We start from the raw sequence: 22,045 nt of genomic DNA, 5'->3' as shown, positions 1-22,045 counted from the left end.
TCGCCATGCTGAAATTGCCGAGATCTTCAGGCGACCTGCGTCACCAGAAGCGAGCCCGCCGGCAGCGGCTTCAGCAATTCCCTCGCGGGAATGGCGGGGTCCAGCCAGCGGGCCATGTCGGTCCTGCCCAGGATGGAGATGCCCCGATTGTGATACGGCGCGACGTCGGGATGCGGCTCGATGGTCAGCATGGTGAAGGCCTCCTCCCCGATGCCGGCGTCATGGCGCCAGAGGCCGGCAATGCCGAACCAGTCATGGTCCTGCAGGGTGAACAGCCATTTGTGCTTCGTCTTCGACTTCGGATCCGCATGGGCAGTAAATTCGTAGAAGCCGTCGGCGAGGATGATGCAGCGGCCCTTCGGGAACTCCCGCCCGTCGGCGCGATAATTGAAGACCGGCTTGCCGCCGGGGCCCGGCCAGGACCAGCGGCGCTGGACGAGCTCGACGGCGCCCGGCTTGTCGGTCGCGGCGCGCAGGATCGGCGCGCGGTCGGTGATGCGGATATCCGCGCGCGGCTCGAAATTGGGGATACCCTCCGGCGCGAGGACATTGGGGAAGAGCGTCTCCGCGGGCACGCGCTCGATGAGGCGGTAGTCGTTGCACATCAGAGCGGCAGCTCCAGCTCGAGCTCGGCGGGCTCGAGCTCGTCGCGGTCGGGGCTTTCGGTGAGATTCGAAAGGGTCAGGCCGAGCAGGCGGATGCCCTTGGCGACCGGGAGGAGGGTGCGGAGCAGGGCGACGCCGGTCTCGAGGAATTCCGCGCGGTCGGCGACGTTGCGCTCCAGGCTCTTCGCTCTGGTGATGATCTGGAAGTCCCGGAACTTGACCTTCAGCGTGACCGTGCGGCCCTTGATCCCCTTGTCCTCGATCCGCCGCCAGACGGTCTGGCTGATCCGGTCGAGCTCGGCGATCAGGGCGTCGCCGTCGGTCAGGTCCTCGAGGAAGGTGTCCTCGGCGCCGATCGACTTGTAGGGCCGGTCCGGCCTCACCTGGCGGTGGCAGATGCCGCGGGCGAGATTGAAATAATAGTCTCCCGAGCTGCCGAAATTATGCTGCAGGAAGGCGAGGCTCTGGGCGCGGAGGTCCGCGCCCGTCTGGATGCCGAGCCGCGCCATCTTCTCCGCCGTCTTCGGGCCGACGCCGTGGAAGCGGGAGACGGGCAGGGTCGCGACGAAGGCCTCGCCCCTGGACGGCGGGATCACGCAGAGGCCGTCCGGCTTGTTCTGGTCGGAGGCGAGCTTGGCGATGAACTTGTTGTAGGAGACGCCGGCCGAGGCGGTGAGCCCGGTCTCCGCCCGGATCCGGGCGCGAATCTCCTGCGCGATCAGGGTGGCGATGCCGATCCCCTTCAGGTCCTCGGTGACGTCGAGATAGGCCTCGTCCAGGCTGAGCGGCTCGACCAGCGGCGTGTAATCGAGGAAGATCGCGCGAATCTGCTGCGAGACGGCGCGGTAGGCGTCGAAGCGCGGCTTCACGAAGATCAGCTCCGGGCAGCGGCGCTTCGCCGTCACCGAAGGCATGGCCGAGCGCACGCCGAACCTGCGCGCCTCGTAGGAGGCGGCGGTGACCACGCCGCGCACCTGCCCGCCCACCGCCACGGGTTTGCCCCGGAGCTCCGGATTGTCGCGCTGCTCGACCGACGCATAGAAGGCATCCATGTCGACATGGATGATCTTGCGCAGGGGCGCAGCCGCCGCTTGATTCTGGGTCGCTTGACTCGGGGACGCGTCGTCGTTCACGCTTTGTGCTTATCATTCATCGCGGGGCCGCCGACAGTCCCAAAATGGCTTGATGCAGGTCAAGCGTGGCTTCCCGGGGCGGAATAAGGTTAAGGCGAGTCATGGCGCGAGGCAGGCGGGACGGAATCGTGATCGCGGGGGGCGGCCTGGCCGGCGCGCTCGCTGCGCTTGCCATGGCCCGGCACCGGCCGGACGTCCCCCTGCTGGTCGTCGAGGAAGCCGAGACGTTCGGCGGCACCGGCATCCGCACCTTCTCCGACGCCGAGCTCGGCCGGGACGGCGCCGGCCTGATCGGCGCCGAGGCGATCGCCCGCTGGCCGGGCATCTATCTCTCCTTCCCGGGCATGAACCGGAACCTCAGGCTGAACTGGAGCGGCTTCGGCGGGGTCGACCTGCACCGGGCGCTGGTCGAGGCGCTCGACCCGAAGCAATATCGGCTCGGCACCAGGGTGGTGGCGGTGCGCGAGGACGCGCTCGTGCTCGAGGGCGGCGAGGAGCTGAAGGCGGAGAGCGCGATCGACGCGCGCGGACCTGCCAATCTCTCCTCGCTCGAACTGCTCTACGAGGTGCGGCTGGAGCGCGAATATGCCTTTGCCGCGCCGCACCGGGTGGACCGGCCGGTGCTGATCGACGCGACGGTCGCGCAGGACGGAGCCCTGCGCTTCATGCAGTGCATCCCGCTGTCGGCGGACCGGCTGGTCGTCGGCGACGTCATGGTCTCGGAGCGGATCCAGCCGGATGCCGAGACCGGCGCGCGGCTCGACGCCTATGTGGCGGCGCGCGGCTGGAAGCCAACGGCCAGCGCCGATGATTCCGGGGGCGAGCATGTCGAGGTGCGGCCTTTGCCTCATGGCGGCGACTTCGCGGCGTTCTGGCGGCTGGGCGGGGCGCGGGTCGCCAAGCTCGGCCTGCGCGGCGGCTTCATCCATCCGCTGACCGGGCGGACGCTGGGCGACGCGGTGACCAATGCGATGCTGCTGACCCGGCAGCGCGACTTCTCCGCCGGGGCGCTGCACGATCTGTTCGAGGCCGAGGCCAAGCAGGCGTGGAAGAAGCGCGAGCTGCTGCGGGGCGTCACCGCCGCCTTCGCCAGGACCAGGCCGGAGGGCCGCCGCGACCTGCTCGCCGCGCTCTACGGGCTCGGCCCGGGAACCATCGCCGGGCTCAACACCGACGATCTCGGCTGGATCGACCGAATGAAGGTCAGGGGCGCGATCAAGGCCGCCTGAACGGTTCGTTACGGCGCAGTTCATACCCTATTCAGTCGCCATAATGTGATTTTGTCACATCACCCTTGCGGAGAGGAGGATGCGATGCGTTTCGTCGGCATGCTTTCGATGACGGCCCTGATCCTGACCGGCCTGCCCCCAGCCCCCATCGCACTGGCTCCGGCCGACGCGCAGAGCGCCGCAAGGATGCGGCGAATCCCCCCGCCGAACGGCGATCCCGACGCGCGCTGCGCGCCCTTCCTGCAGCGCGGCGGCGACTATGATTATGATCGCGCCGGCTACGGCCGGGGCCGCGGCCCGGCCGCGGGCATGGTGAACAACCTGCCCCAGGCCTATGCGCCGCCACCCCCGCCCCCGTCGCCACCGCCCCAGTACAGCCCGCCGGCCCCGCAGACCGAGCAGCGCAGCCAGTCCGGCCAGGATGTGGTGATCACCGGCACGCGGGTCCCGCGGCCCAACCTGCAGTCCGTCTCGCCGGTGACGGTTGTCGGCGGCCAGGAGGTCGGCAGGACCCAGCCCGGCCGGCCCTCGGACGGAACCCTGGCGCTGCGCAACGGGCGGCCGGACCTGCGGTACCAGCCCAATTACGTGCCCTCGCCCGAGAATCGCGAGCGCTACGACCGCCGCGACGTCGCCGCGGTGCTGGCGGTTGCCGACCAGCCCGTCTCGACCTTCTCGGTCGATGTCGACACCGGCTCCTATTCCAACGTCCGCCGGCTGCTGAACGACGGCCAGATGCCGCCCGAGGGTGCGGTGCGCACCGAGGAGCTGATCAACTATTTCCGCTACGATTATCCGCTGCCGCAGGACCGGTCGCGGCCGTTCAGCGTGAACACCGACATGACGACCACGCCCTGGAATCCGGAGACCCGGCTGCTGCGCGTCGGGCTCCGCGGCTATGACCTGCCCCGCACCCAGCGCCCGGCCGCCAACCTGGTCTTCCTGGTCGACGTCTCGGGCTCCATGCAGTCGCCGGACAAATTGCCGCTCGTGCAATGCTCCCTGGCCCTGCTCGCCGACCGGCTGTCCCCGCGCGACCGCGTCTCCATCGTCGTCTATGCGGGCGCCGCGGGCGTCGTGCTTGAGCCGACCTCGAATCGCGCGGCGGTGGTGGAGAGCCTGAAGAACCTGCAGGCCGGCGGCTCGACCGCGGGTGCGCAGGGCATCCAGCTCGCCTACAATGTCGCCCGGCGGAACATGATCGACGGCGGCATCAACCGCGTCATCCTCGCCACGGACGGCGACTTCAACGTCGGCGTCACCGACAACCAGGCCCTGATCAACCTGGTCGAGCGGCAGCGCTCGGACGGCATCACGCTCACCACCCTCGGCTTCGGCACGGGCAATTATAACGAAGCGATGATGGAGCAGATCGCCGATCACGGGAACGGCAATTACGCCTATATCGACAGCCCCCGCGAAGCGCAGAAGGTGCTCGACGACGAGCTCAGCTCGACCCTCTTCACCATCGCCCATGACGTGAAGATCCAGATCGAGTTCAACCCGATGTATGTCAGCGAATACCGGCTGATCGGCTATGAGAATCGCGCGCTCCGCGAGGAGGATTTCGACAATGACGCGGTCGATGCGGGCGATATCGGGGCCGGCCACCAGGTCACCGCCATCTACGAGGTGGTGCCGGTCGGCGGCCGCGGCTGGCTGCCGCAGCGCCGCTACGAGGGCAATCAGCGCCGCACGATGGGCGACGACAATGGCGAGCTCGCCTTCCTCAGGCTCCGCTACAAATTGCCGGGCCAGGACGCGTCGCGGCTGATCGAGCAGCCGGTCGGCGCCGGCATGATCCGCAATGCCCGGGCGCCGACGGGCGACACCGCCTTCGCGGTGGCCGTGGCCGCCTACGGCCAGCTGCTTCGCGGCGACTCCAATCTCGGCAGCTTCACCTTCGCCGACGCAAGGGCGCTGGCGGAGCGGGGCGCCGGCGGGAATTTCTGGCGGCGGGAGTTTCTGGGCCTCACCCAGCTTGCCCAAAGGCAGCGCTTCGCGTCGAACGACGGGCGGCGGTAGGAGGCATCCAGGTCGGCGCTGGTTCGCTGGCGTCGACCTGGGTCAACCGCATTACAGCGCTCGGTACGGAATATCGGAACGTCCAATTTCCAGCGTCCATGAATGGGCCTCCATGAAGTAGCGAATGCTATCTTCGATTGCGGACTGGTCGCCGGAAGGTCCGATGATCACCTTCCGTATTGGAGATCGCGTCCACCGGGATTCCGGCGGACCATCCAGTTCGCCGATGGCGCATTCCACCGTTGGCCGCTTCAAACCGGCGCGATCCGGAAAAATGAGGGGATTCCCGACATGATCCCCGATGTCCCCCCGGACTAATCGAACCTCGCGCTCGTGGCGGTAGGCTCGATGCTTGATTACACTTGGCAACCAAAAAACCGTATTCTGTAAGTAGTTCGCCTTGTTCAGGCCAACAGGGTCTCTCTCCAGATACGCTTTCGTCGACTCGGGGAGTGCCTCGAAATCCCGCAAATAATCCTGGATAACCTCTTCAACCAGCCGCCGACCTTCGTCCTCTCCATACACAATCCGTCGCGGAATAGAGCCGAGCCTACTCAGCAGCTCGGACGTCGCGGTCTCGCTGGCATCAAAGACCAAGCCAACACCCCGACCGTCGGCTCCATAGAGTCGCCACTGGCTCAGGTCCCCGACGTCCGCCTCATCGTCGACCGCTTCTGTCATGCAGAAAACGAAAGCCCTGAACCTTCTTTCAAGGTGTATCGGCTGCAGGCTTCTCGCGAGACGCGCGCCCCTCAAAATTCCTGGAAGCGTCGTTCGGACGCATTCGTTGACGATCGACGATCCGAGAAGAAACTCGGAGGGGTCGTTGGTGCTCAGCGCGGAAGTGTAACGAATTTTCCGAGATTCGATAATCGAATAGAATGCAGCCAAACTACAATAATGAACAAAAACGCCGGTGGTGGGGGCCAGCCTTGGGATGACGCGGCTAAGAGTATTCGACAGGTTGTACGCCGGTAAATAATCTTCATCCACCAGCCTAGACGTCCAGGTTCGCCACGTTCAGCGCATTTTCCTGGATGAAGTCGCGGCGAGGCTCGACCACGTCGCCCATCAGGCGGGTGAAGATCTCGTCGGCGACGTCGGCCTGGCTGACCTCGACCTGGAGCAGGGCGCGGTTGGTCGGGTCGAGCGTCGTTTCCCAGAGCTGCTCGGCGTTCATCTCGCCGAGGCCCTTGTAGCGCTGCACGCTGAGGCCCTTGCGGCCGGCGGCGAGGATCGCTTCCAGCAGCTGGGTCGGGCGGGTGACGAGCGCGCCGCGCGGATCGGGCGCCTGCGCCTTCACGGCGCCGCCCTCATTCTCCTCGGCTTCCTCGGCCGGCTCGGTGGCGACCGAGGAGCCGCGCAGCGAGACCAAGCGCGAGGCGGCGGCATAGGTCTCCGCCTCCGGCGCGCAGAGGCCGTGCAGCTTGCGCGCCTCGGCCGAGACCAGGAACTTGTGGTCGATGACATGGTGGTCGGTGACCCCGCGCCAGAGCCGGCGCAGCACATAATCGCCGTCCGCGCCGATCTCGCCGGTCCACTGTCCCTCCTCGTCGACCGCGTTAAGCCACTCGGCGGTCAGCGCGATCGCGTCGCGCCGGTCGCCGAGATTGGGGTTGAGCGCGCCGGTCAGGGCGAGCGCCTCGATGATCGCCGGATCATAGCGGCGCGGCACATAGGCCATGAGCGAGCGGACCTTGCGCGCATGCTCGGCGAGCGCGCGGAGGTCGTCGCCCGAGCGCGGCCCGGTGACGCTCTCCAGCGCGGTCAGGCCGACGCCGGCCTCGATCAGATAATCGTCGAGCGCGGCATTGTCCTTGAGATAGACCTCCGAGCGGCCCTTCGCGACCTTGTAGAGCGGCGGCTGGGCGATGAAGAGATGCCCGCGCTCGATGATCTCCGGCATCTGCCGGTAGAAGAAGGTGAGCAGGAGGGTCCGGATATGGGCGCCGTCGACGTCGGCGTCCGTCATGATCACAATCTTGTGGTAGCGCAATTTCTCGATGTTGAAGTCGTCGCGGCCGATCCCCGTGCCGATCGCCTGGATCAGGGTGCCGACCTCCTTCGAGGAGAGCATCCGGTCGAAGCGGGCGCGCTCGACGTTCAGGATCTTGCCCTTGAGCGGCAGGATCGCCTGGATCTCGCGGTTGCGGCCCTGCTTGGCGGAGCCGCCGGCGCTGTCGCCCTCGACGAGGAACAGCTCGGACTTGGCCGGGTCCTTCTCCTGGCAGTCGGCGAGCTTGCCGGGCAGCGAGGCGATGCCGAGCACCGACTTGCGGCTGGCCTCGCGCGCCTTGCGGGCGGCCTCGCGCGCGGCGGCGGCGTCGATGATCTTCTGGATGATGGTCCGGGCATGGGCCGGATTCTCCTCCAGCCATTCCGCCATCTTGTCGGCCATCAGGCTTTCCAGCGGCTGGCGGACCTCGGAGGAGACGAGCTTGTCCTTGGTCTGCGAGCTGAACTTGGGATCGGGCAATTTGACCGAGACGATCGCGGTCAGCCCCTCGCGCATGTCCTCGCCGGTGAGGTTCACCTTCTCGCGCTTCATGATGCCGGACTTCTCGGCATAATTGTTGAGCGTGCGGGTGAGCGCGGCGCGGAAGGCGGCGAGGTGGGTGCCGCCGTCGCGCTGCGGGATGTTGTTGGTGAAGCAGAGGACCTGCTCGTAATAGCTGTCGTTCCACTCGAGCGCGACCTCGATGCCGATCTCGTCGCGCTGGCCGGTGACCGAGATGGGGTCGGGGATCAGCGCGTTCTTGGCCCTGTCGAGATAGCGCACGAAGGCGGAGATGCCGCCCTCGTAGAACAGTTCGACGCTCTTCTCGTCCTCGTGCCGCGCATCGGTCAGGACGAGGCGGACGCCCGAATTGAGGAAAGCGAGCTCGCGGAAGCGGTGCTCGAGCGTGTCGAAGTCGAACTCGGTGATCTTGAAGGTCTCGGCCGAGGGCAGGAAGGTGACCTTCGTGCCCTTCTTGCCGGCCGGCGCCGGGCCGAGCACCCTGAGCGGCGCCTCGGCATCGCCGTGGCGGAAGCGCATCCAATGTTCCTCGCCATTGCGCCAGACGGTCAGCTCCAGCACCTCGGAGAGCGCGTTGACCACCGAAACGCCGACGCCGTGCAGGCCGCCGGAGACCTTGTAGGCATTCTCGTCCGAGGTGTTGTCGAACTTCCCCCCGGCATGGAGCTGGGTCATGATCACCTCGGCCGCCGACACGCCCTCCTCGGGGTGGATGTCGGTCGGGATGCCGCGGCCATTGTCCTCGACCGAGACCGAGCCGTCGGCGTTCAGCGTGATCAGGATCCGGTCGCAATGGCCGGCCAGAGCCTCGTCGATCGCATTGTCGGAGACCTCGAACACCATATGGTGGAGGCCGGAGCCGTCGTCCGTGTCGCCGATATACATGCCCGGCCGCTTGCGGACCGCGTCGAGGCCTTTCAGCACCTTGATGGAATCGGCGCCGTAGCTGTTGTCATTGGGGGTGTCTGTCATAGCCGACATATAGGGGCTGAAGCAGAAATGTCACGCGCGCGCAGGCGCGTGCGCGCGCGTGGACCCCGGACCGGCCCGGGTCAGAATTCGTCGGCGCGCCGCCCCAGCAGGGTGATCTCGACGCGGCGGTTGCGGCGCATGCCCTCGGCGGTCGCGTTGGAGGCGACGGGGCTGCGCTCGCCATGGCCGGCGACCCGGAAGCGGGTGCGCCCGGCGCCGAGCTCGTCGAGCGCGTCGCGCACGCTCCCGGCGCGGCGCTCGGACAGATCCTGATTGTAGGCGTCGCTGCCGCGCGCATCCGCATGGCCGTCGATCGCGACGCGCACGCCCGGATTGGCGCGCAGGTAGCGGGCGAGCGCCCGCAGCCGCTCCCGGGCCCGCGCATAGAGCTCGTCGCTGGCGGTGGCGAAGAGCACGTCCTGGTTCATCGTCATGCGCGCGCCCTGCGGGGTCTGGCGGAAGCCATAGGCCCGCATCTCGCTGCGGCTCCAGCCGGGCTCGCGCTCGCCGCCCGGCCGGGCCAAAGCCGGGGCGGAGAGGGCCGCTGCGACGGCGGCGCTGATCAACAGGAACCTTTGCATGTCGAGTCTCCCTGGACTGTATCGGCGCCGGAATGGACCTGCGTCGCTGAACGCCTTCTGAGGGATGCTGACAGCCAGGGTTCAGCCGGGATATTCAAGGCCGGTTCAGTGGCGGCGGCCGAACCTGGCAAAGCGGGAAAGGGGCATATGGATGAGCGGCAATCCGGCGAAGCGCGCCATGTTCGTCCTCGCGGTGCCGGCGCTGCTGGCGGGCTGCACCGCGGTGATCGACCGCGCCAGCTTCTTCCCGCAGCTGGAGCCCCCGCCGCAGGCGGTGCTGCAGCCGCCGCCCGGCTACCGGATGATGGAGGCGATGCTTGACCTGCCGGGGCTGGGCCGGGTCCATGCGGTGCGGCTGGACAATCCGGCCAGCGAGACCGTGATCATCTATCATGGCGGCAATGGCAGCTTCGTCGCCGCCCAGTCGCGGGGCGCGGCGGCGCTCGCGGCGACGACCGGGGCCGACTTGATCCTCTACGATTATCCCGGACGCGGCGGCACCGACGTGCCCGGCACGATCGAGGCGGCGATCGCCACCGGGCCCGCCTTGCTGGCGGCGTTCCGGCGCGAGGGCTGGATCGGGCGGGGGCCGCTCTTCGCCTACGGCTTTTCCTTCGGCGGCAGCCAGGCGGCGGCAATGGCGCGCGACGGCGCCGGCTTCGACGGGCTGATCCTGGAAGGGACGGCGTCGGATATCGCCGCCGTGGGCCGCAACTTCGTGCCGTGGATCGCCCGGCCCTTCGTCCGGATACGCCTCGATCCCGCGCTCGCCCGCTTCGACTATTTCGGCTACGCCGTCTCGGCGCGCGCGCCGATCCTGCTCATTTCCTCGCGCGACGACCGGGTCGTGCGGCCGCGCAACATGCGCGCCTTCGCGGCGCAGCTCAGGGCGCAGGGCCGCACGGTCGACCTGGTCGAGATTCCGGGCGGGCACGGCTCGGCGATCGGCGAGGCGCAGGGGCGCGCGGCGATCGGCGCCTTCATCGCCCGGCTCTCGCGCCGCTAGCCGAGCTGCGCCCGCGCCGCGGCCGGCCGCACCGCGCCGCCGCCCACGTCGAACCAGCTCGCCGCGCCGATGCCGGCGAAGAGCCCGGCCTCCGTGCCGGTCATCCAGACCTGCCCGCCCGCGCTGCCGAGCCGTTCGAACAAAGCGCGGCGGCGACGCGGATCGAGATGGGCGGCAATCTCGTCGAGCAGGAGGACGGGGCGCCGCTGCGTGCGCTCGGCGACGAGGTCGGCATGCGCGAGGATCAGGCCGATGAGCAGGGCCTTCTGCTCGCCCGTGGAGCACAGCCCCGCGGGCTGCTGCTTGGCCTGGTGGGTGACGAGGAGATCGGCGCGGTGCGGGCCGGCGAGGGTGCGGCCGGCGGCGGCGTCGCGCGCACGCGCGGCGGCGAGCGGGGCCGGCGCACCGCCTTCGAGGGCGATCAGCGCACGGGCGAAAGGTCCCTCAGGGACGGCCGCGAGCCGTTCGGCCAGAGCGGCGATCGTGACGGCGCGGGCCTCGGCGATGGCGGCGCCATGCTCCGCCATGCGCGCCTCCAGCGCGTCGAGCCAGGCCTCGTCCCAGGGCCCCTCCTCGCCGAGCAGCTTGTTCCTGGCGCGCATCGCCGCCTCGTAGCGGGCGCTGTGCATGGCATGGTCCGGGCGGAGCGCGAGGACGAGACGGTCGAGGAAACGGCGGCGCCCCGAGGCGGCGTCGGCGAAGAGCCGGTCCATGGCCGGCGTCAGCCAGAGCACCGAGAGCCAGTCGGAGAGGCTGTTTGCGGACGCGGGCGCGCCGTTGATGCGGACCTGGCGGCGCTCGGGCGCGCCCGGGGCCGTGCCCGTACCGATATCGATCTCACCGAGCCGCGCCGCCACCGCGAAGCCGCCCTGGCCGCCCCGCCGCGCCATCTCGCCGAGCGCGGCGCCGCGCAGGCCGCGGCCCGGCGATAGCAGGGAGACGGCCTCCAGCACATTGGTCTTGCCCGCTCCATTCTCGCCGGTGAGGATGACGAAGCCCGGCCCGGGCGCGAGCAGGGCGTCCGCATAGGAGCGGAAATCGGTCAGCGAGAGGCGGGTGACGGCCACACCTCTCCGTAACGGAACCGGCAGCGCCTTCAACCGCTGGCGCTTTTCCATCAGCCGGGCATAAGGTCAGTCAGAGAGGATGAGCGACGCGGAACCCCTGGTCCGGCCGATGGAGGTCGCGGGCAATCGCCTGACCCTGCTGCCGGACGGACCGGAGCGGCTGGAGGCGCTGATCGCCTTGATCGAGGGCGCCGAGGTTTCGCTGCGGGTCCTCTATTATATCTGGGAGGACGACGTCGCCGGCCGGAGGGTGCGCGATGCCCTCGTCACGGCGGTGCAGCGCGGGGTCTCGGTCTCGCTGCTCGTGGACGGGTTCGGCGCCTCCTCGGCGCCCAAGGGCTTCTTCAAGCCGCTGGAGGAGGCGAAGGCGCGCTTCTGCCGCTTCGTGCCGCGCTGGGGGCGGCGCTATCTGCTGCGTAACCACCAGAAGCTGGCGCTGGCCGATGGCCGGAAGGCGATCATCGGCGGCTTCAACATCTCCGACGATTATTTCGGAACGATCGAGCAGGGCGCCTGGCGCGACCTCGGCCTGATGGTCGAGGGGCCGAGCGTCGAATGCCTCGGCGGCTATTTCGATGCGCTCTTCGCCTGGGCGGAGACGGAGGATGCCTCGATCCGCCGGCTGAGGCGGATGCTGAGCAAGCACAGCGTCCGCTACGGCCCGCTCCACTGGCTGTTCGGCGGCCCGACCCGGCGACTCTCGCCCTGGGCGAAGTCGGTCAAGGCGGACATGATGCGGGCGACGCGGCTCGACCTCATCGTCGCCTATTTCGCGCCGAGCTTCTCGATGCTGCGCCGGATCTTCGGGATCGCGCGGCGCGGCCGGGCGCGGCTCGTGACGCCCGCCAAGCTCGACCACCAGTTCGTGGTCGGCGCGGCGCGCTTCCTCTACAATCTGCTGCTGAAGCGCGGCGCCGAAATCTACGAATATCAGGCGACCAAGCTCCATTCGAAGCTGATCGTGATCGACGACGTCGTCCATATCGGCTCGGCCAATTTCGACATGCGCAGCCTCTATCTCAACCTGGAGATGATGCTGCGCGTCGACGATCCGGCCTTCGCGGCGATGATGCGGCGCTTCGTCGAGGGGGAGATCGCCAATTCGAAGCGCATCCTCCCCGAGGAGCACCGCAAGAGCATGACGCTCTGGAACCGCATCAAATGGGCGCTGGGCTACTTCCTCGTCGCGACCGCGGACTATAACGTCTCGCGACGGCTCAATTTCGGGAAGAAGAGGTTCGGCGAAGGCTAGGGCCGTCAGCCCGAAAGATCAGTCCTTCCAGCCCCAGAAGAGGTGGCAGGGCGGGACGTTCGCCCACTCGAAGCCCTTGTCGATCCGCTCGAAATGCGGGGCCATGAAATCGCGGACCTTGGCCTTGAACTGGTAGACCAGGAAGGCGCCGCCCGGACGAAGGGCTTTGTGCGTCTCCTCGGCGATCTTCGGCCCGATGCCCGCCGGCAGGGTCGAGAAAGGCAGGCCGGAGAGGACATAGTCGGCATGCTCGAAGCCGCAATCGGCGATGATCTGGCGGACGTCGGCGGCGGAGCCCGTCACCGGGAAGAGCCGGTTGTCGGTGAACTTGCCGCGCAGGTAGCGGATGAAATCGGGATTGGTGTCGATCGCGATCAGGGTCGCGTCCGGCGCCATGCGGCGGAGCACATGCTCGGTGAAGGTGCCGACGCCCGGGCCATATTCGACGAACAGCTTGCAGTTCGCCCAGTCGACCGGCGCAAGCATCTTGTCGATGGTCGCCCTGGACGAGGGAATGATCGAGCCGACCATCACCGGATGCTTGATGAAGCCGCGCAGGAAATGCCAGAGCGGGTTGCCGCTCCCCTTGCGCGCGAAACGCCTGTTGGTCCGTGCCTCTTCCAAGGATGCCGACATGATGGTCCCAGATCTTTGTGGAAAGCCCGTGCGTTGCCAGCTTGAGGCGCGAAAGGCAAGGCGGATGCGCCGCGCCCGGGCAACGTCCTGCCGTCCCGCAAAGGGAAGAACCGGCAGGCGCACACCGGCCCGGCCGGCGGACGGGAAGGCTGAATGAGCGGCTTCGGCCTCTCGCGCGAACGATTCGCCCTGCTCTTCTCGGTGATGCTGGTCGCCGCGGCGGGCAATACGGCGATGCAGTCGCTGCTGCCCGCGATCGGCCGGCAGCTCGGCGTCGCCGACCTCTGGGTGGCAATCGCTTTCTCGCTCTCCGCCATCGCCTGGGTGATCATGGCCCCGGTCTGGGCGCACCGCGCGGACCGGCGCGGACGGCGCGCGCTGATGCGGCTCGGGCTGGCGGGCTTCATCGTCTCGATGCTGATCTGCGGCGGGGCGCTCGCGCTCGGCCTTGCCGGGCTGATGGGCCCGGCTCTGGTCTTCGGCATCTTCATCCTCGGGCGCAGCTTCTACGGCGCCTTCGGCTCGGCCTCGCCCTCGGCGGTCCAGGCCTATGTCGCCGCGCGCACCGACGGCGAGGCGCGGACCAATGCGCTCGCCGTCCTGGCCTCCTCCTTCGGCCTCGGCACGATCATCGGCCCGGCGATCGCGCCCTTGTTCATCTTCCCGCCGCTCGGCCTCTCGGCGCCCCTGATCGTCTTTGCCGGCATCGGCCTCCTGGTGCTCGCCGGGATCGTGCTGCGCCTGCCCGACGACACGCCGAAGAACCCGGCCACCGGCCCGATCGTCGCCTATCCCGCGATCGGCGGCTCGGATGCTGGCGCCGCCGCCGCCGAGGAGCCGCGCGGGCCGGAGCGGCTGCGCTGGCGCGATCCCCGCGTCCTGCCCTGGACGATCATCGGCCTCGCCGGCGGCCACGGCCAGGCGATCCTGCTCTCGGTGATCGGCTTCCTGGTGATCGACCGGCTCAAGGTGCCGCTCTCCGACGCCCAGCACTGGATCGCGATCGTCCTGATCGCCGGCGCGCTCGCCTCCCTGCTCGCGCAATGGGGGCTCATCCCCCGGCTCGGCCTCAGCCCGCGCCAGCTCGTCATCTGGGGCTCGCTGGTCGCGGCGGCGGGCTGCGTGGTCACCGGTTTCGCCGAGAGCGCCTATGGCCTGATCCTCGGCTTCGGCCTCGCCTCCCTCGGCTTCGGCCTGTTCCGGCCCGGCTTCACCAGCGGCGCCTCGCTCGCCGTCGGCCTCGACCAGCAAAATGCGGTGGCGGGCCAGGTCACCTCGGTGAACGGCATGGCCTATGTCCTCGGGCCGGGCCTCGGCCTCTGGATCTACGGCTTCAGCCTCGCCTTGCCGCTGCTGCTCACCGCCCTGCTCATGGCCGCGCTCGCGGCCTGGACCGCGCTCCGGGTCAGCCCTTCGGACCCCGCGGCGTCAGCATCCCCGGAGCGATGAAGCCGATCGAGGAGCCGGCGCTGCGCGCCTCCTGCTTCAGGCTCTCCTGGATCTTCTCATAGTCGCGCTCCATCTCGGGCGTTACCGAGGCGCGGGTCTCGGCGAGCGCCCGCTCGAACGCGTCCATCGTCACCTCCTTTGCCTCGATCGAGCCGCGCAGGGCGAACAGGCCGGCCCGGCGGACGAGGTCCTCGAGATCGGCGCCGGTGAAGCGCTCGGCGCGCTTCGCCAGCGTGTCGAGGTCGACATCCCCGGCGAGCGGCATGCCCTTGGTGTGGATGCCGAGGATGTGGCGGCGGCCCTCGGCGTCCGGCACCGGCACGTAGATCAATTCGTCGAACCGGCCCGGGCGGAGCAGAGCGGGGTCGATCAGGTTCGGCCGGTTGGTCGCGCCGATCACGACGACCGACTGCAATTCCTCCAGCCCGTCCATCTCGGCGAGGATCGTGTTGACCACCCGCTCGGTCACCTGCGGCTCGCCGAGCCCGCCGCCGCGGGCGGGGACGAGGCTGTCCAGCTCGTCGATGAAGATCACGGTCGGCGCCACCTGGCGGGCGCGGGCGAACAGGCGGGCGATCTGCTGCTCGCTCTCGCCATACCATTTGGAGAGCAGGTCGGACGACTTGGTGGCGATGAAGTTCGCCTCGGCCTCGCGCGCCGTCGCCTTGGCGAGCAGGGTCTTGCCGGTGCCGGGCGGGCCGTAGAGCAGGAAGCCCTTGGCCGGGCGGATGCCGAGCCGGCGGAAGCTGTCGGGATGCCTGAGCGGCAGCTCGACCCCCTCGCGTAGCCGCTCGCGGGCGTCGTCGACGCCGCCGACATCGTCCCAGCCAACATTGGGCGCCTGCACCATCACCTCGCGCATCGCCGAGGGCTGGACGCGCTTCAGCGCCTCCTCGAAATCCTTGCGGGTGACCGAGAGCGTGTCGAGCACCTCGGCCGGGATGGTGCCGTCCTCGAGGTCGAGCTTCGGCATGATCCGCCGCACCGCCTCCATCGCCGCCTCGCGCACCAGGGCAGCGAGGTCGGCGCCGACGAAGCCGTAGGTCTGGCGCGCCAGGCCGGGGACCTCGACGTCCTGGGCCAGCGGCATGCCGCGCGTGTGGATGCCGAGAATCTCGCGCCGGCCATTTTCGTCGGGCACGCCGATCACGATCTCGCGGTCGAAGCGGCCGGGGCGGCGGAGCGCCTCGTCGAGCGCCTCGGGCCGATTGGTGGCGGCGATCACGATCAGATTCTGCCGCGGCTCGAGGCCGTCGAGCAGGGTGAGCAGCTGGGCGACCAGGCGCTTCTCCGTCTCGCCGGTCACCTGGCCGCGCTTGGGCGCGATCGAATCGATCTCGTCGATGAAGATGATGGCGGGGCTGTTGGCCGCGGCCTCCTCGAAGACGTCGCGCAGGCGCTTCTCGCTCTCGCCATAGGCCGAGCCCATGATCTCCGGCCCGGCGATGTGGAGGAAAGTTGCGTCGCTCTCATTGGCGACGGCGCGGGCGAGGCGCGTCTTGCCGGTGCCGGGCGGGCCGTGGAGCAGCACGCCCTTGGGCGGGTCGACGCCGAGCCGCTCGAAGATCTCGGGATAGCGCAGGGGCAGCTCGACCATCTCGCGCAGCTGGTCGATGGTCGTGCCGAGGCCGCCCAGATCGTCATAGGTGACGTCGGCGCGGCGGCTCTCCTTCGCCTCGGTATATTCGGGCAGCAGGTCGATCTCGGTGTTCGCGTCGATATGGACGATACCCTTGGGCGCGGTCGAGACGACGACGAGGCGGATCTCCTGCAGGGCGAAGGCGGGCGCGGTCAGCATCTGCCTGAGCTCGGGCGGGATGTCGCCGCGCGGCACCTGCTGCTGGCCGGTGGTCGCGACCACGTCGCCGGCGGTCAGCGGCTTCATCCCGAAGCTGCGCTTCAGCGCATGGGCCGAGCCCTGCAGGCGGAGGTTGCGCTGCGCCGGTGCGAAGACGACGCGGGTGGCGGGCTTCGACTCGGCCTTGCGCACCTCGACATAGTCGCCCGAGCCGATCTCCGCATTGGCGCGCTGCAGACCGTCGAGGCGGATGATCTCGAGGCCCTCATCCTCCGGATAGGGGCCGACGGCCCGGGCCGGGGTGGTGCGCTTGCCGACCAGCTCGATGACGTCGCCCTCGGCGAGGCCGAGCTGGGTCATGATCGCGCGCGGCAGCCGGGCGATGCCGCGGCCGCTGTCGTCCGGCCGCATGGTCGCGACCTGGAGTTTCCGGGAGTTGGTTTCGACGTCCGCCATGGTGGCTCGCTCTCCTGTGCGGCCCTCACATAGGCAACCGCGCCCCGGCGTCAAACGACGGCGCGAGAAAAAGGGGCCCGGGCCGGGCGGCTGAAGGGCAAAAAAAGAGGGCCGGTCGAAACCGGCCCTTTGGAAGTTTTTAGGAGAGGATGCCTGAAAGGCAGGGCCTTTTTTGCGCTTGCGAAGACTTTGTGCAAGTGCGAAGAGGGCATCCATGATTGCGAAAAGTGCAATCAAAAATGAGCGGAAATCTGCCGTCCGGAGAGTCAGCGCATGATGTGCGCCGCACAATTTTGCTCCCTTGAAGCGGGGTTGGCGCAATGAAGAGGCTGCCGCCGCTCACCGCCGTGGAAGCTTTTGTCCAGACCGCCCGGCTCGGCTCGATCAAGGCGGCGGCCGAATCCCTGGCCCTGTCCTCCCCCGCTTTGTCGCGCCGCGTGCAGGCGCTCGAGCGCTTCGTGGGCCGGCCGCTCTTCGAGCGGCGCCACCAGGCGGTGCTGCTCAACCATGAGGGCGCGCAATTGCTGGCCGAGATCGGGCCGGCCCTGGAGGAACTCGGCCTGGCGATGGAGCGCGCCGCCGGCCATAGCGAGCTGACCCGCCTCAGGCTCGCGGTGCTGCCCCTGTTCGCCTCGCACCGGCTGATGCCCCGGCTGGGCGAGCTTCGCGCCCTGCAGCCCGATCTCCATGTCGAGCTGGACACCAGACCCCATGCCCTCAGCCGGCTCGACGAGGGGCTGGATGCCGCGATCACGCTCGCCAAGGAGGTGGACGAGTCGCTCTACAGCGTGAAGCTGGGGGCGAACCGGGTGGTCGCGGTCGGCGGCAAGGGAACCGCGCGGCTGAAGGATCCCGCCGAGCTCAGGGACGCGACGGTGCTCCTCCATCGCGACCTGCCCGAGGCGTTCGACTTCTGGCTGGAGGCGGCCGGCCTGCCGGGCCTGGAGCCGGCGGCGATCGACCAGTTCGATTCCGGCCAATTGATCCTCGACGCCGCGGCAGAGGGGCTCGGCGTCGCCTTCATGTTCGAGGTGCACCTGGAGCATGCGCACGATCCGCGGCTGGTGCGGCTGTTCGATTTCGCCGCGCCCAGCCCCTATGCCTATTGGTTCGCCTGCCGCCGCGCGGCGCTGAGCCGGCGGCCCCTGCGCATCTTCCACGACTGGCTGCTGAAGGACCTGGCCTGAAGCCGCTCACCGCCCCGGCGGGGCAAGAGGTGGAACGAAGCCGGCCCGGCGTTGCCGCCGCCAGGCCGCCGGGCTGATCCCGACCGCGGCGTGAAACATGCGCGTGAGGTGGCTCTGGTCCGAGAAGCCGCAGCCAAGCGCGATGGCGCTGATGCGCTCGTCGGTCCGCTCCAGCAGCTCGCTGGCCCGGCGGATGCGCTCGCGCACCAGCCAGCGATGTGGCGACGTGCCGGTGCTGATCTTGAACGCGCGCGTGAAATAGCTCCGCGAGAGACCGCACAGGCGCGCCAGATCCACGACCGGGAAATGGCCGCAGGGATTGTTCAGCAAGCGCCGCAGGGTGAGCTCGACCTGCCAGGGAGCGAGACCTCCCGCCGCTGTGTTCCGCACGTCCTGGCCGCGAGTCATAGGCGACTCCCCGAGCGCCGCTCCCATGCGCCCGGGCGCCGCGAATTTCAACGGCACATTCATTCCAAAACCGCGCTTTCGTTCAATCAATTCCGCCACCGTCACGACTAGGCCGATCTTATCTTCGATCAAGGAGAGCGATCATGTCAGACCTGCGTCATCCCGCCGCGCCGGACGGCGCCGAAACCGCTGCACCCGAATCCGGGGAGCCCAGGACGTTCGTTATCGGCGGCGCGCCGGCGGACGCGCGGATCAGGCCGTTCGAGTTCCATGCCCCCGAGGAGGACCTCGCGGACCTGCGCCGCCGCATCCTCGCGACGCGATGGCCCGACCGCGAGACAGTTGCCGACGACAGCCAGGGGGTGCAGCTCGCGACGATGGAGAAGCTCGCCGACTATTGGGCGAATTCCTATGACTGGCGCAAATGCGAGGCGCGGCTCAACGCCCTGCCCAATTTCATCACCGAGATTGACGGCCTCGACATTCACTTCATCCATGTCCGCTCGCGGCACGAGAATGCGCTGCCCGTCATCATCACGCACGGCTGGCCGGGCTCGATCGTCGAGCAGCTCAAGATCATCGGCCCGCTGACCGATCCCACCGCCTATGGCGGCACGCCCGCCGACGCGTTCGACGTCGTGATCCCCTCGATGCCGGGCTACGGCTTCTCAGCCAGGCCGGCCGCTGCCGGCTGGAATCCGCCGCGGATCGTCAACGCCTGGCTCACGCTGATGAAGCGGCTCGGCTACGACCGGTTCGTCGCGCAGGGCGGCGACTGGGGCGCGCTGATCACCGAGATCATGGGCGCGATCGCCCCGCCGGAGCTCGTCGCCGTCCACACCAACATGGCCTCCACGGCGCCGCCGGAGGTCTTCGACGCGCTGCGCGCCGGCGAGGGGCCGCCGCCCGGCCTCTCGGAAGACGAAAGCTGGGCCTACGAACGCCTCGACCTCTTCTTCACCCACGGGCTCGCTTATGCGAACCAGATGGGCCACCGCCCGCAGACATTGTACGGCATTGCGGATTCGCCGATCGGCCTTGCCGCCTGGTTCCTCGACCACGACATTTCGAGTTACCGGATGATCGCCCGCGCCTTCGACGGAGAGGATGAGGGACTGAGCCGGGACGATGTGCTCGACAACATCACCGTCACCTGGCTGACCAACACCGCCATATCGGGCGCACGGCTCTACTGGGAGGCGATGCCGCGCACCTCGTCGGGGTTCGGCATCGAGCGCAACAATGTGCATTTCTTCGAGCCGATCGGGGTGCGGGCGCCGATGGCCGTCAGCGCCTTCCCCGACGAGCTCAACCAGGCGCCGCGAAGCTGGGCCGAACGCGCCTATCCGAAGCTCATACACTACAACCGGCTGCCGAAAGGCGGGCATTTCGCCGCCTTCGAGCAGCCCGCCTCGCTCGTCGATGAGATGAGGGCCGGGTTCAGATCGGTCCGCTGACCGATGAAGGGCGCGGGCGAGGTTGCCCGCGCCCCTGCATTTCAGAAGGAGACCCCTTGTGCGCACCAGCTATTTCGCGGCGATCGCGCTTGCCCTGGGCAGCACCCTCGCCCTTTCGGCCCAGGCCCCGCGTCCGCCGGGCTCCACACGCACCGATCTTCAGCGCCACGATCTCAGCATCCCCGGCCGCGAGACGATTCAGGCGCGCATCGACTTCGCCCCCGGCGCGAGCTTTCCCGCGCACCGCCATCCGGGCGAGGAGATCATCTACGTGCTCGAGGGCAGGCTCGAATATCAGCTCCAGGGCCAGGCGGCCGTGACGCTCGCTGCCGGCGAGGTTCTGTTCGTGCCGGCTGGCGTCTATCACTCCGCACGAAATGTCGGCACCGGGCAGGGGAGCGAACTCGCCACCTACGTGCTAGAGAAGGGCCGACCGCTCGTCGAATTCGCCCCCTGACGACCGGAAAAAAGGACCTGGTCATGACCGATACCGCCACACTCGCCTTCGATCTCACCCCGCCCTCCGAGGCGCAGTTCGGGGCGCTCGCCGCGCAGCTCGACGACGACGCCCGCCGCGTGCTGCTCGATCACGGCACGGAAGCGCCCTTCTGCGGCATCTTCCTCACCGAGAAGCGCGAGGGCGTCTATTGCTGCGCGCTTTGCGGCCTGCCTTTGTTCAAGGGCGGCACCAAGTTCGACAGCGGCACCGGCTGGCCGAGCTTCACCTCGCCCTTCGCCGAGGGCCATCTGCGGGAAATCGAGGACCGCAGCCATTTCACGGTGCGGACCGAGATCGTCTGCGCGCGCTGCGGCTCCCACCAGGGGCACGTCTTCCCGGACGGGCCGCCGCCGACCGGGCTTCGCTATTGCATCAATTCGGTGTCGCTGGAGTTCACGCCGAAGGGCGAGCCGCTTCCCGACAAGCTCGGCCGCGGGGCACCGGAAGGACAGCCCTGGGAGGGCGCCGCGCCCGCCTAGACCTTGATCCGCCCGATGATGTTCCGCATCGTCGAGCGCGGCAGGATGCGGCTCATCTGGGCGCCGACCTTGTTCTTGAAGCCGGGGATCACGACCGCCTTGTTCGCGGCGAGGCCCTCAAGGCCCGCCGCCACGACTCCCGCCGCAGGCACCTTCATCCGTTCGAGCGTCGGGCTGTGCGAGTCGGCGACGTCGCTGAACTCGCTTTCGGTCGGGCCGGGGCAGAGCGCGGAGACGGCGATGCCGGTCCCCTTCAGCTCGTGATGGAGCGCCTCGGTGAAGGAGAGGACATAGGCCTTGGTCGCATAATAGACCGCCATGTTCGGGCCCGGCTGGAAGGCGGCAGTCGAGGCGACGTTGAGGATCGCGCCCGCACCGCGTTCGCGCATGCCGGGGAGGACCAGATGGCAGAGCTCGGTCAGGGTGCGGACGTTGAGGTCGATCATCTCGCTGAGCCGCTCGAGCGGCCGGTCCGCGAACCTGCCCCCGAGGCCAAAGCCGGCATTGTTGATCAAGGTGACGACGGCCAGGCCTTCCGCCTCGAGCTCCGCGATCAGGCTGGCGGCGGCGCCGGCCTTTGACAGGTCAGCCTCGAAGATGTGGACATCGCCGCCAATCTCTGCGGCAAGCGCCTCCATGCGGTCCCGGCGGCGCGCGGCGAGGGCAATGGCGTGACCCCGTTTCACGCATTGCCGCGCGAACTCGGCGCCGAGACCCGCAGACGCTCCGGTGATGAGCGTGACGGGCCGGCTCATGGCTTCGATCCCCTAGTCGCGCAGGCTCGCCTTGACGATCTTGCCGGGCGCGCGGGGCGGCTCCCCCTTGGGCAGATTGTCGACATGCTCCATGCCCTCCACCACCTCACCCCAGACGGTGTACTGGCCGTCGAGGAAACCGCAATCCTCGAAGCAGATGAAGAACTGGCTGTTGGCGCTGTTCGGATTCTGCGCGCGCGCCATCGAGGCGGTGCCGCGGACATGCGGCTCGTCGCTGAACTCGGCCGGCAGGTCCGGCCTGTCGGAGCCGCCCATGCCCGTCCCCGTCGGGTCGCCGCCCTGTGCCATGAAGCCGTCGATGACGCGGTGGAAGATCACGCCGTCGTAAAAGCCCTCTCTGGCCAGCTCGCGGATGCGCTCGACATGCTGCGGCGCAAGATCGGGGCGCAGGCGGATGACGACGTCGCCGCCGCTGTCGAGATTGAAGACGAGCGTGTTCTGTTCGGACATGGGATTCTCCTTCGGCGCGGGGCTTAGGCTTGGTGTATCGACAGGGCAAGCGCTCCGGCCTA

Annotated in this window: 20 protein-coding genes; 9 read left to right on the top strand and 11 right to left on the bottom strand. The window is 68.6% G+C overall.

What is annotated here, in order from left to right; all coding sequences use genetic code 11:
* Positions 1-26: 26 nt before the first annotated feature.
* Positions 27-605, bottom strand: a complete 579-nt coding sequence (locus VEC11_RS08020) for an SOS response-associated peptidase family protein (RefSeq protein WP_464130179.1) — start codon at positions 603-605, stop codon at positions 27-29.
* Positions 605-1,738, bottom strand: a complete 1,134-nt coding sequence (gene dinB / locus VEC11_RS08015; RefSeq protein WP_464130178.1) for a DNA polymerase IV — start codon at positions 1,736-1,738, stop codon at positions 605-607. The genes VEC11_RS08020 and dinB overlap by 1 nt, the downstream gene beginning before the upstream one ends.
* A gap of 101 nt (positions 1,739-1,839) precedes the next feature.
* Here dinB and VEC11_RS08010 point away from each other — a divergent pair, with 101 nt between their 5' ends.
* Positions 1,840-2,967, top strand: coding sequence for a lycopene cyclase family protein (locus VEC11_RS08010; RefSeq protein ID WP_464130176.1), 1,128 nt, complete (start codon positions 1,840-1,842; stop codon positions 2,965-2,967).
* 84 nt (positions 2,968-3,051) lie between these two features.
* Positions 3,052-4,992: a vWA domain-containing protein gene (locus tag VEC11_RS08005; protein ID WP_464130175.1), complete on the top strand. Its 1,941-nt coding sequence runs from the start codon at positions 3,052-3,054 to the stop codon at positions 4,990-4,992.
* Positions 4,993-5,043: 51 nt separating this feature from the next.
* Here VEC11_RS08005 and VEC11_RS08000 read toward each other — a convergent pair whose 3' ends face one another.
* The 3 genes from VEC11_RS08000 to VEC11_RS07990 form a co-directional block, all read right to left on the bottom strand.
* Entirely contained in the window at positions 5,044-5,985 is a 942-nt protein-coding gene (locus tag VEC11_RS08000; RefSeq protein ID WP_464130174.1) for a DUF2971 domain-containing protein, read from the bottom strand.
* Positions 5,986-5,989: 4 nt separating this feature from the next.
* A complete protein-coding gene (gyrB, locus tag VEC11_RS07995; protein ID WP_464130173.1) occupies positions 5,990-8,482 on the bottom strand; it encodes a DNA topoisomerase (ATP-hydrolyzing) subunit B in 2,493 nt (830 codons plus the stop codon).
* A gap of 80 nt (positions 8,483-8,562) precedes the next feature.
* Entirely contained in the window at positions 8,563-9,063 is a 501-nt protein-coding gene (locus VEC11_RS07990; protein ID WP_464130172.1) for an OmpA family protein, read from the bottom strand.
* 151 nt (positions 9,064-9,214) lie between these two features.
* On the opposite strand from VEC11_RS07990, the gene VEC11_RS07985 reads away from it, so the two are divergent.
* Entirely contained in the window at positions 9,215-10,069 is an 855-nt protein-coding gene (locus VEC11_RS07985; protein WP_464130171.1) for an alpha/beta hydrolase family protein, read from the top strand.
* Here VEC11_RS07985 and recF read toward each other — a convergent pair.
* Positions 10,066-11,136 (bottom strand): DNA replication/repair protein RecF, encoded by a 1,071-nt coding sequence (recF, locus tag VEC11_RS07980; protein WP_464130169.1) that lies wholly within the window; start codon positions 11,134-11,136, stop codon positions 10,066-10,068. The two genes, VEC11_RS07985 and recF, sit on opposite strands and share 4 nt — an antisense overlap.
* Before the next feature lie 79 nt (positions 11,137-11,215).
* On the opposite strand from recF, the gene VEC11_RS07975 reads away from it, so the two are divergent.
* On the top strand, positions 11,216-12,388 hold the full coding sequence (locus VEC11_RS07975; RefSeq protein ID WP_464130168.1) for a phospholipase D-like domain-containing protein: 1,173 nt from the start codon (positions 11,216-11,218) through the stop codon (positions 12,386-12,388).
* An 18-nt stretch (positions 12,389-12,406) separates the two neighbouring features.
* Here the strand turns inward: VEC11_RS07975 and VEC11_RS07970 are convergent, their stop codons facing one another.
* Complete coding sequence (locus VEC11_RS07970) at positions 12,407-13,024, bottom strand: class I SAM-dependent methyltransferase (protein ID WP_464130167.1); 618 nt, start codon at positions 13,022-13,024, stop codon at positions 12,407-12,409.
* Positions 13,025-13,177: 153 nt separating this feature from the next.
* Between VEC11_RS07970 and VEC11_RS07965 the strand changes: the two genes are divergently transcribed.
* Positions 13,178-14,473 (top strand): MFS transporter, encoded by a 1,296-nt coding sequence (locus VEC11_RS07965; protein ID WP_464130165.1) that lies wholly within the window; start codon positions 13,178-13,180, stop codon positions 14,471-14,473.
* Here VEC11_RS07965 and VEC11_RS07960 read toward each other — a convergent pair.
* Entirely contained in the window at positions 14,430-16,727 is a 2,298-nt protein-coding gene (locus tag VEC11_RS07960; protein WP_464130164.1) for a CDC48 family AAA ATPase, read from the bottom strand. The two genes, VEC11_RS07965 and VEC11_RS07960, sit on opposite strands and share 44 nt — an antisense overlap.
* A 320-nt stretch (positions 16,728-17,047) precedes the next feature.
* On the opposite strand from VEC11_RS07960, the gene VEC11_RS07955 reads away from it, so the two are divergent.
* On the top strand, positions 17,048-17,914 hold the full coding sequence (locus VEC11_RS07955) for a LysR substrate-binding domain-containing protein (protein WP_464130162.1): 867 nt from the start codon (positions 17,048-17,050) through the stop codon (positions 17,912-17,914).
* A 6-nt stretch (positions 17,915-17,920) separates the two neighbouring features.
* Here the strand turns inward: VEC11_RS07955 and VEC11_RS07950 are convergent, their stop codons facing one another.
* Positions 17,921-18,322, bottom strand: a complete 402-nt coding sequence (locus tag VEC11_RS07950) for a helix-turn-helix domain-containing protein (protein WP_464130161.1) — start codon at positions 18,320-18,322, stop codon at positions 17,921-17,923.
* A 143-nt stretch (positions 18,323-18,465) separates the two neighbouring features.
* Here VEC11_RS07950 and VEC11_RS07945 point away from each other — a divergent pair, with 143 nt between their 5' ends.
* Genes VEC11_RS07945 through msrB form a run of 3 tightly spaced genes read left to right on the top strand, consistent with a single transcriptional unit; the run spans position 18,466 to position 20,757 of the window.
* The gene (locus tag VEC11_RS07945) at positions 18,466-19,779 is read left to right on the top strand and encodes an epoxide hydrolase family protein (RefSeq protein ID WP_464130160.1); all 1,314 of its coding nucleotides are present in this window, start codon (positions 18,466-18,468) and stop codon (positions 19,777-19,779) included.
* A gap of 58 nt (positions 19,780-19,837) precedes the next feature.
* Positions 19,838-20,236 (top strand): cupin domain-containing protein, encoded by a 399-nt coding sequence (locus VEC11_RS07940; protein WP_464130159.1) that lies wholly within the window; start codon positions 19,838-19,840, stop codon positions 20,234-20,236.
* A gap of 23 nt (positions 20,237-20,259) precedes the next feature.
* Positions 20,260-20,757 (top strand): peptide-methionine (R)-S-oxide reductase MsrB, encoded by a 498-nt coding sequence (gene msrB, locus VEC11_RS07935; RefSeq protein WP_464130158.1) that lies wholly within the window; start codon positions 20,260-20,262, stop codon positions 20,755-20,757.
* Here msrB and VEC11_RS07930 read toward each other — a convergent pair.
* Together VEC11_RS07930 and VEC11_RS07925 are read right to left on the bottom strand one after the other, a co-directional pair.
* Positions 20,754-21,512 (bottom strand): SDR family NAD(P)-dependent oxidoreductase, encoded by a 759-nt coding sequence (locus VEC11_RS07930; protein WP_464130157.1) that lies wholly within the window; start codon positions 21,510-21,512, stop codon positions 20,754-20,756. The two genes, msrB and VEC11_RS07930, sit on opposite strands and share 4 nt — an antisense overlap.
* A 12-nt stretch (positions 21,513-21,524) precedes the next feature.
* A complete protein-coding gene (locus VEC11_RS07925; protein WP_464130156.1) occupies positions 21,525-21,983 on the bottom strand; it encodes a peptidylprolyl isomerase in 459 nt (152 codons plus the stop codon).
* Positions 21,984-22,045 lie beyond the last annotated feature (62 nt).

It is taken from the genome of Allosphingosinicella sp. (assembly GCF_035626655.1).
Classification (GTDB): domain Bacteria; phylum Pseudomonadota; class Alphaproteobacteria; order Sphingomonadales; family Sphingomonadaceae; genus Allosphingosinicella.
Note: the sequence above shows the minus strand (reverse complement) of the source record. Positions and strands in the feature narration are given on the sequence as shown.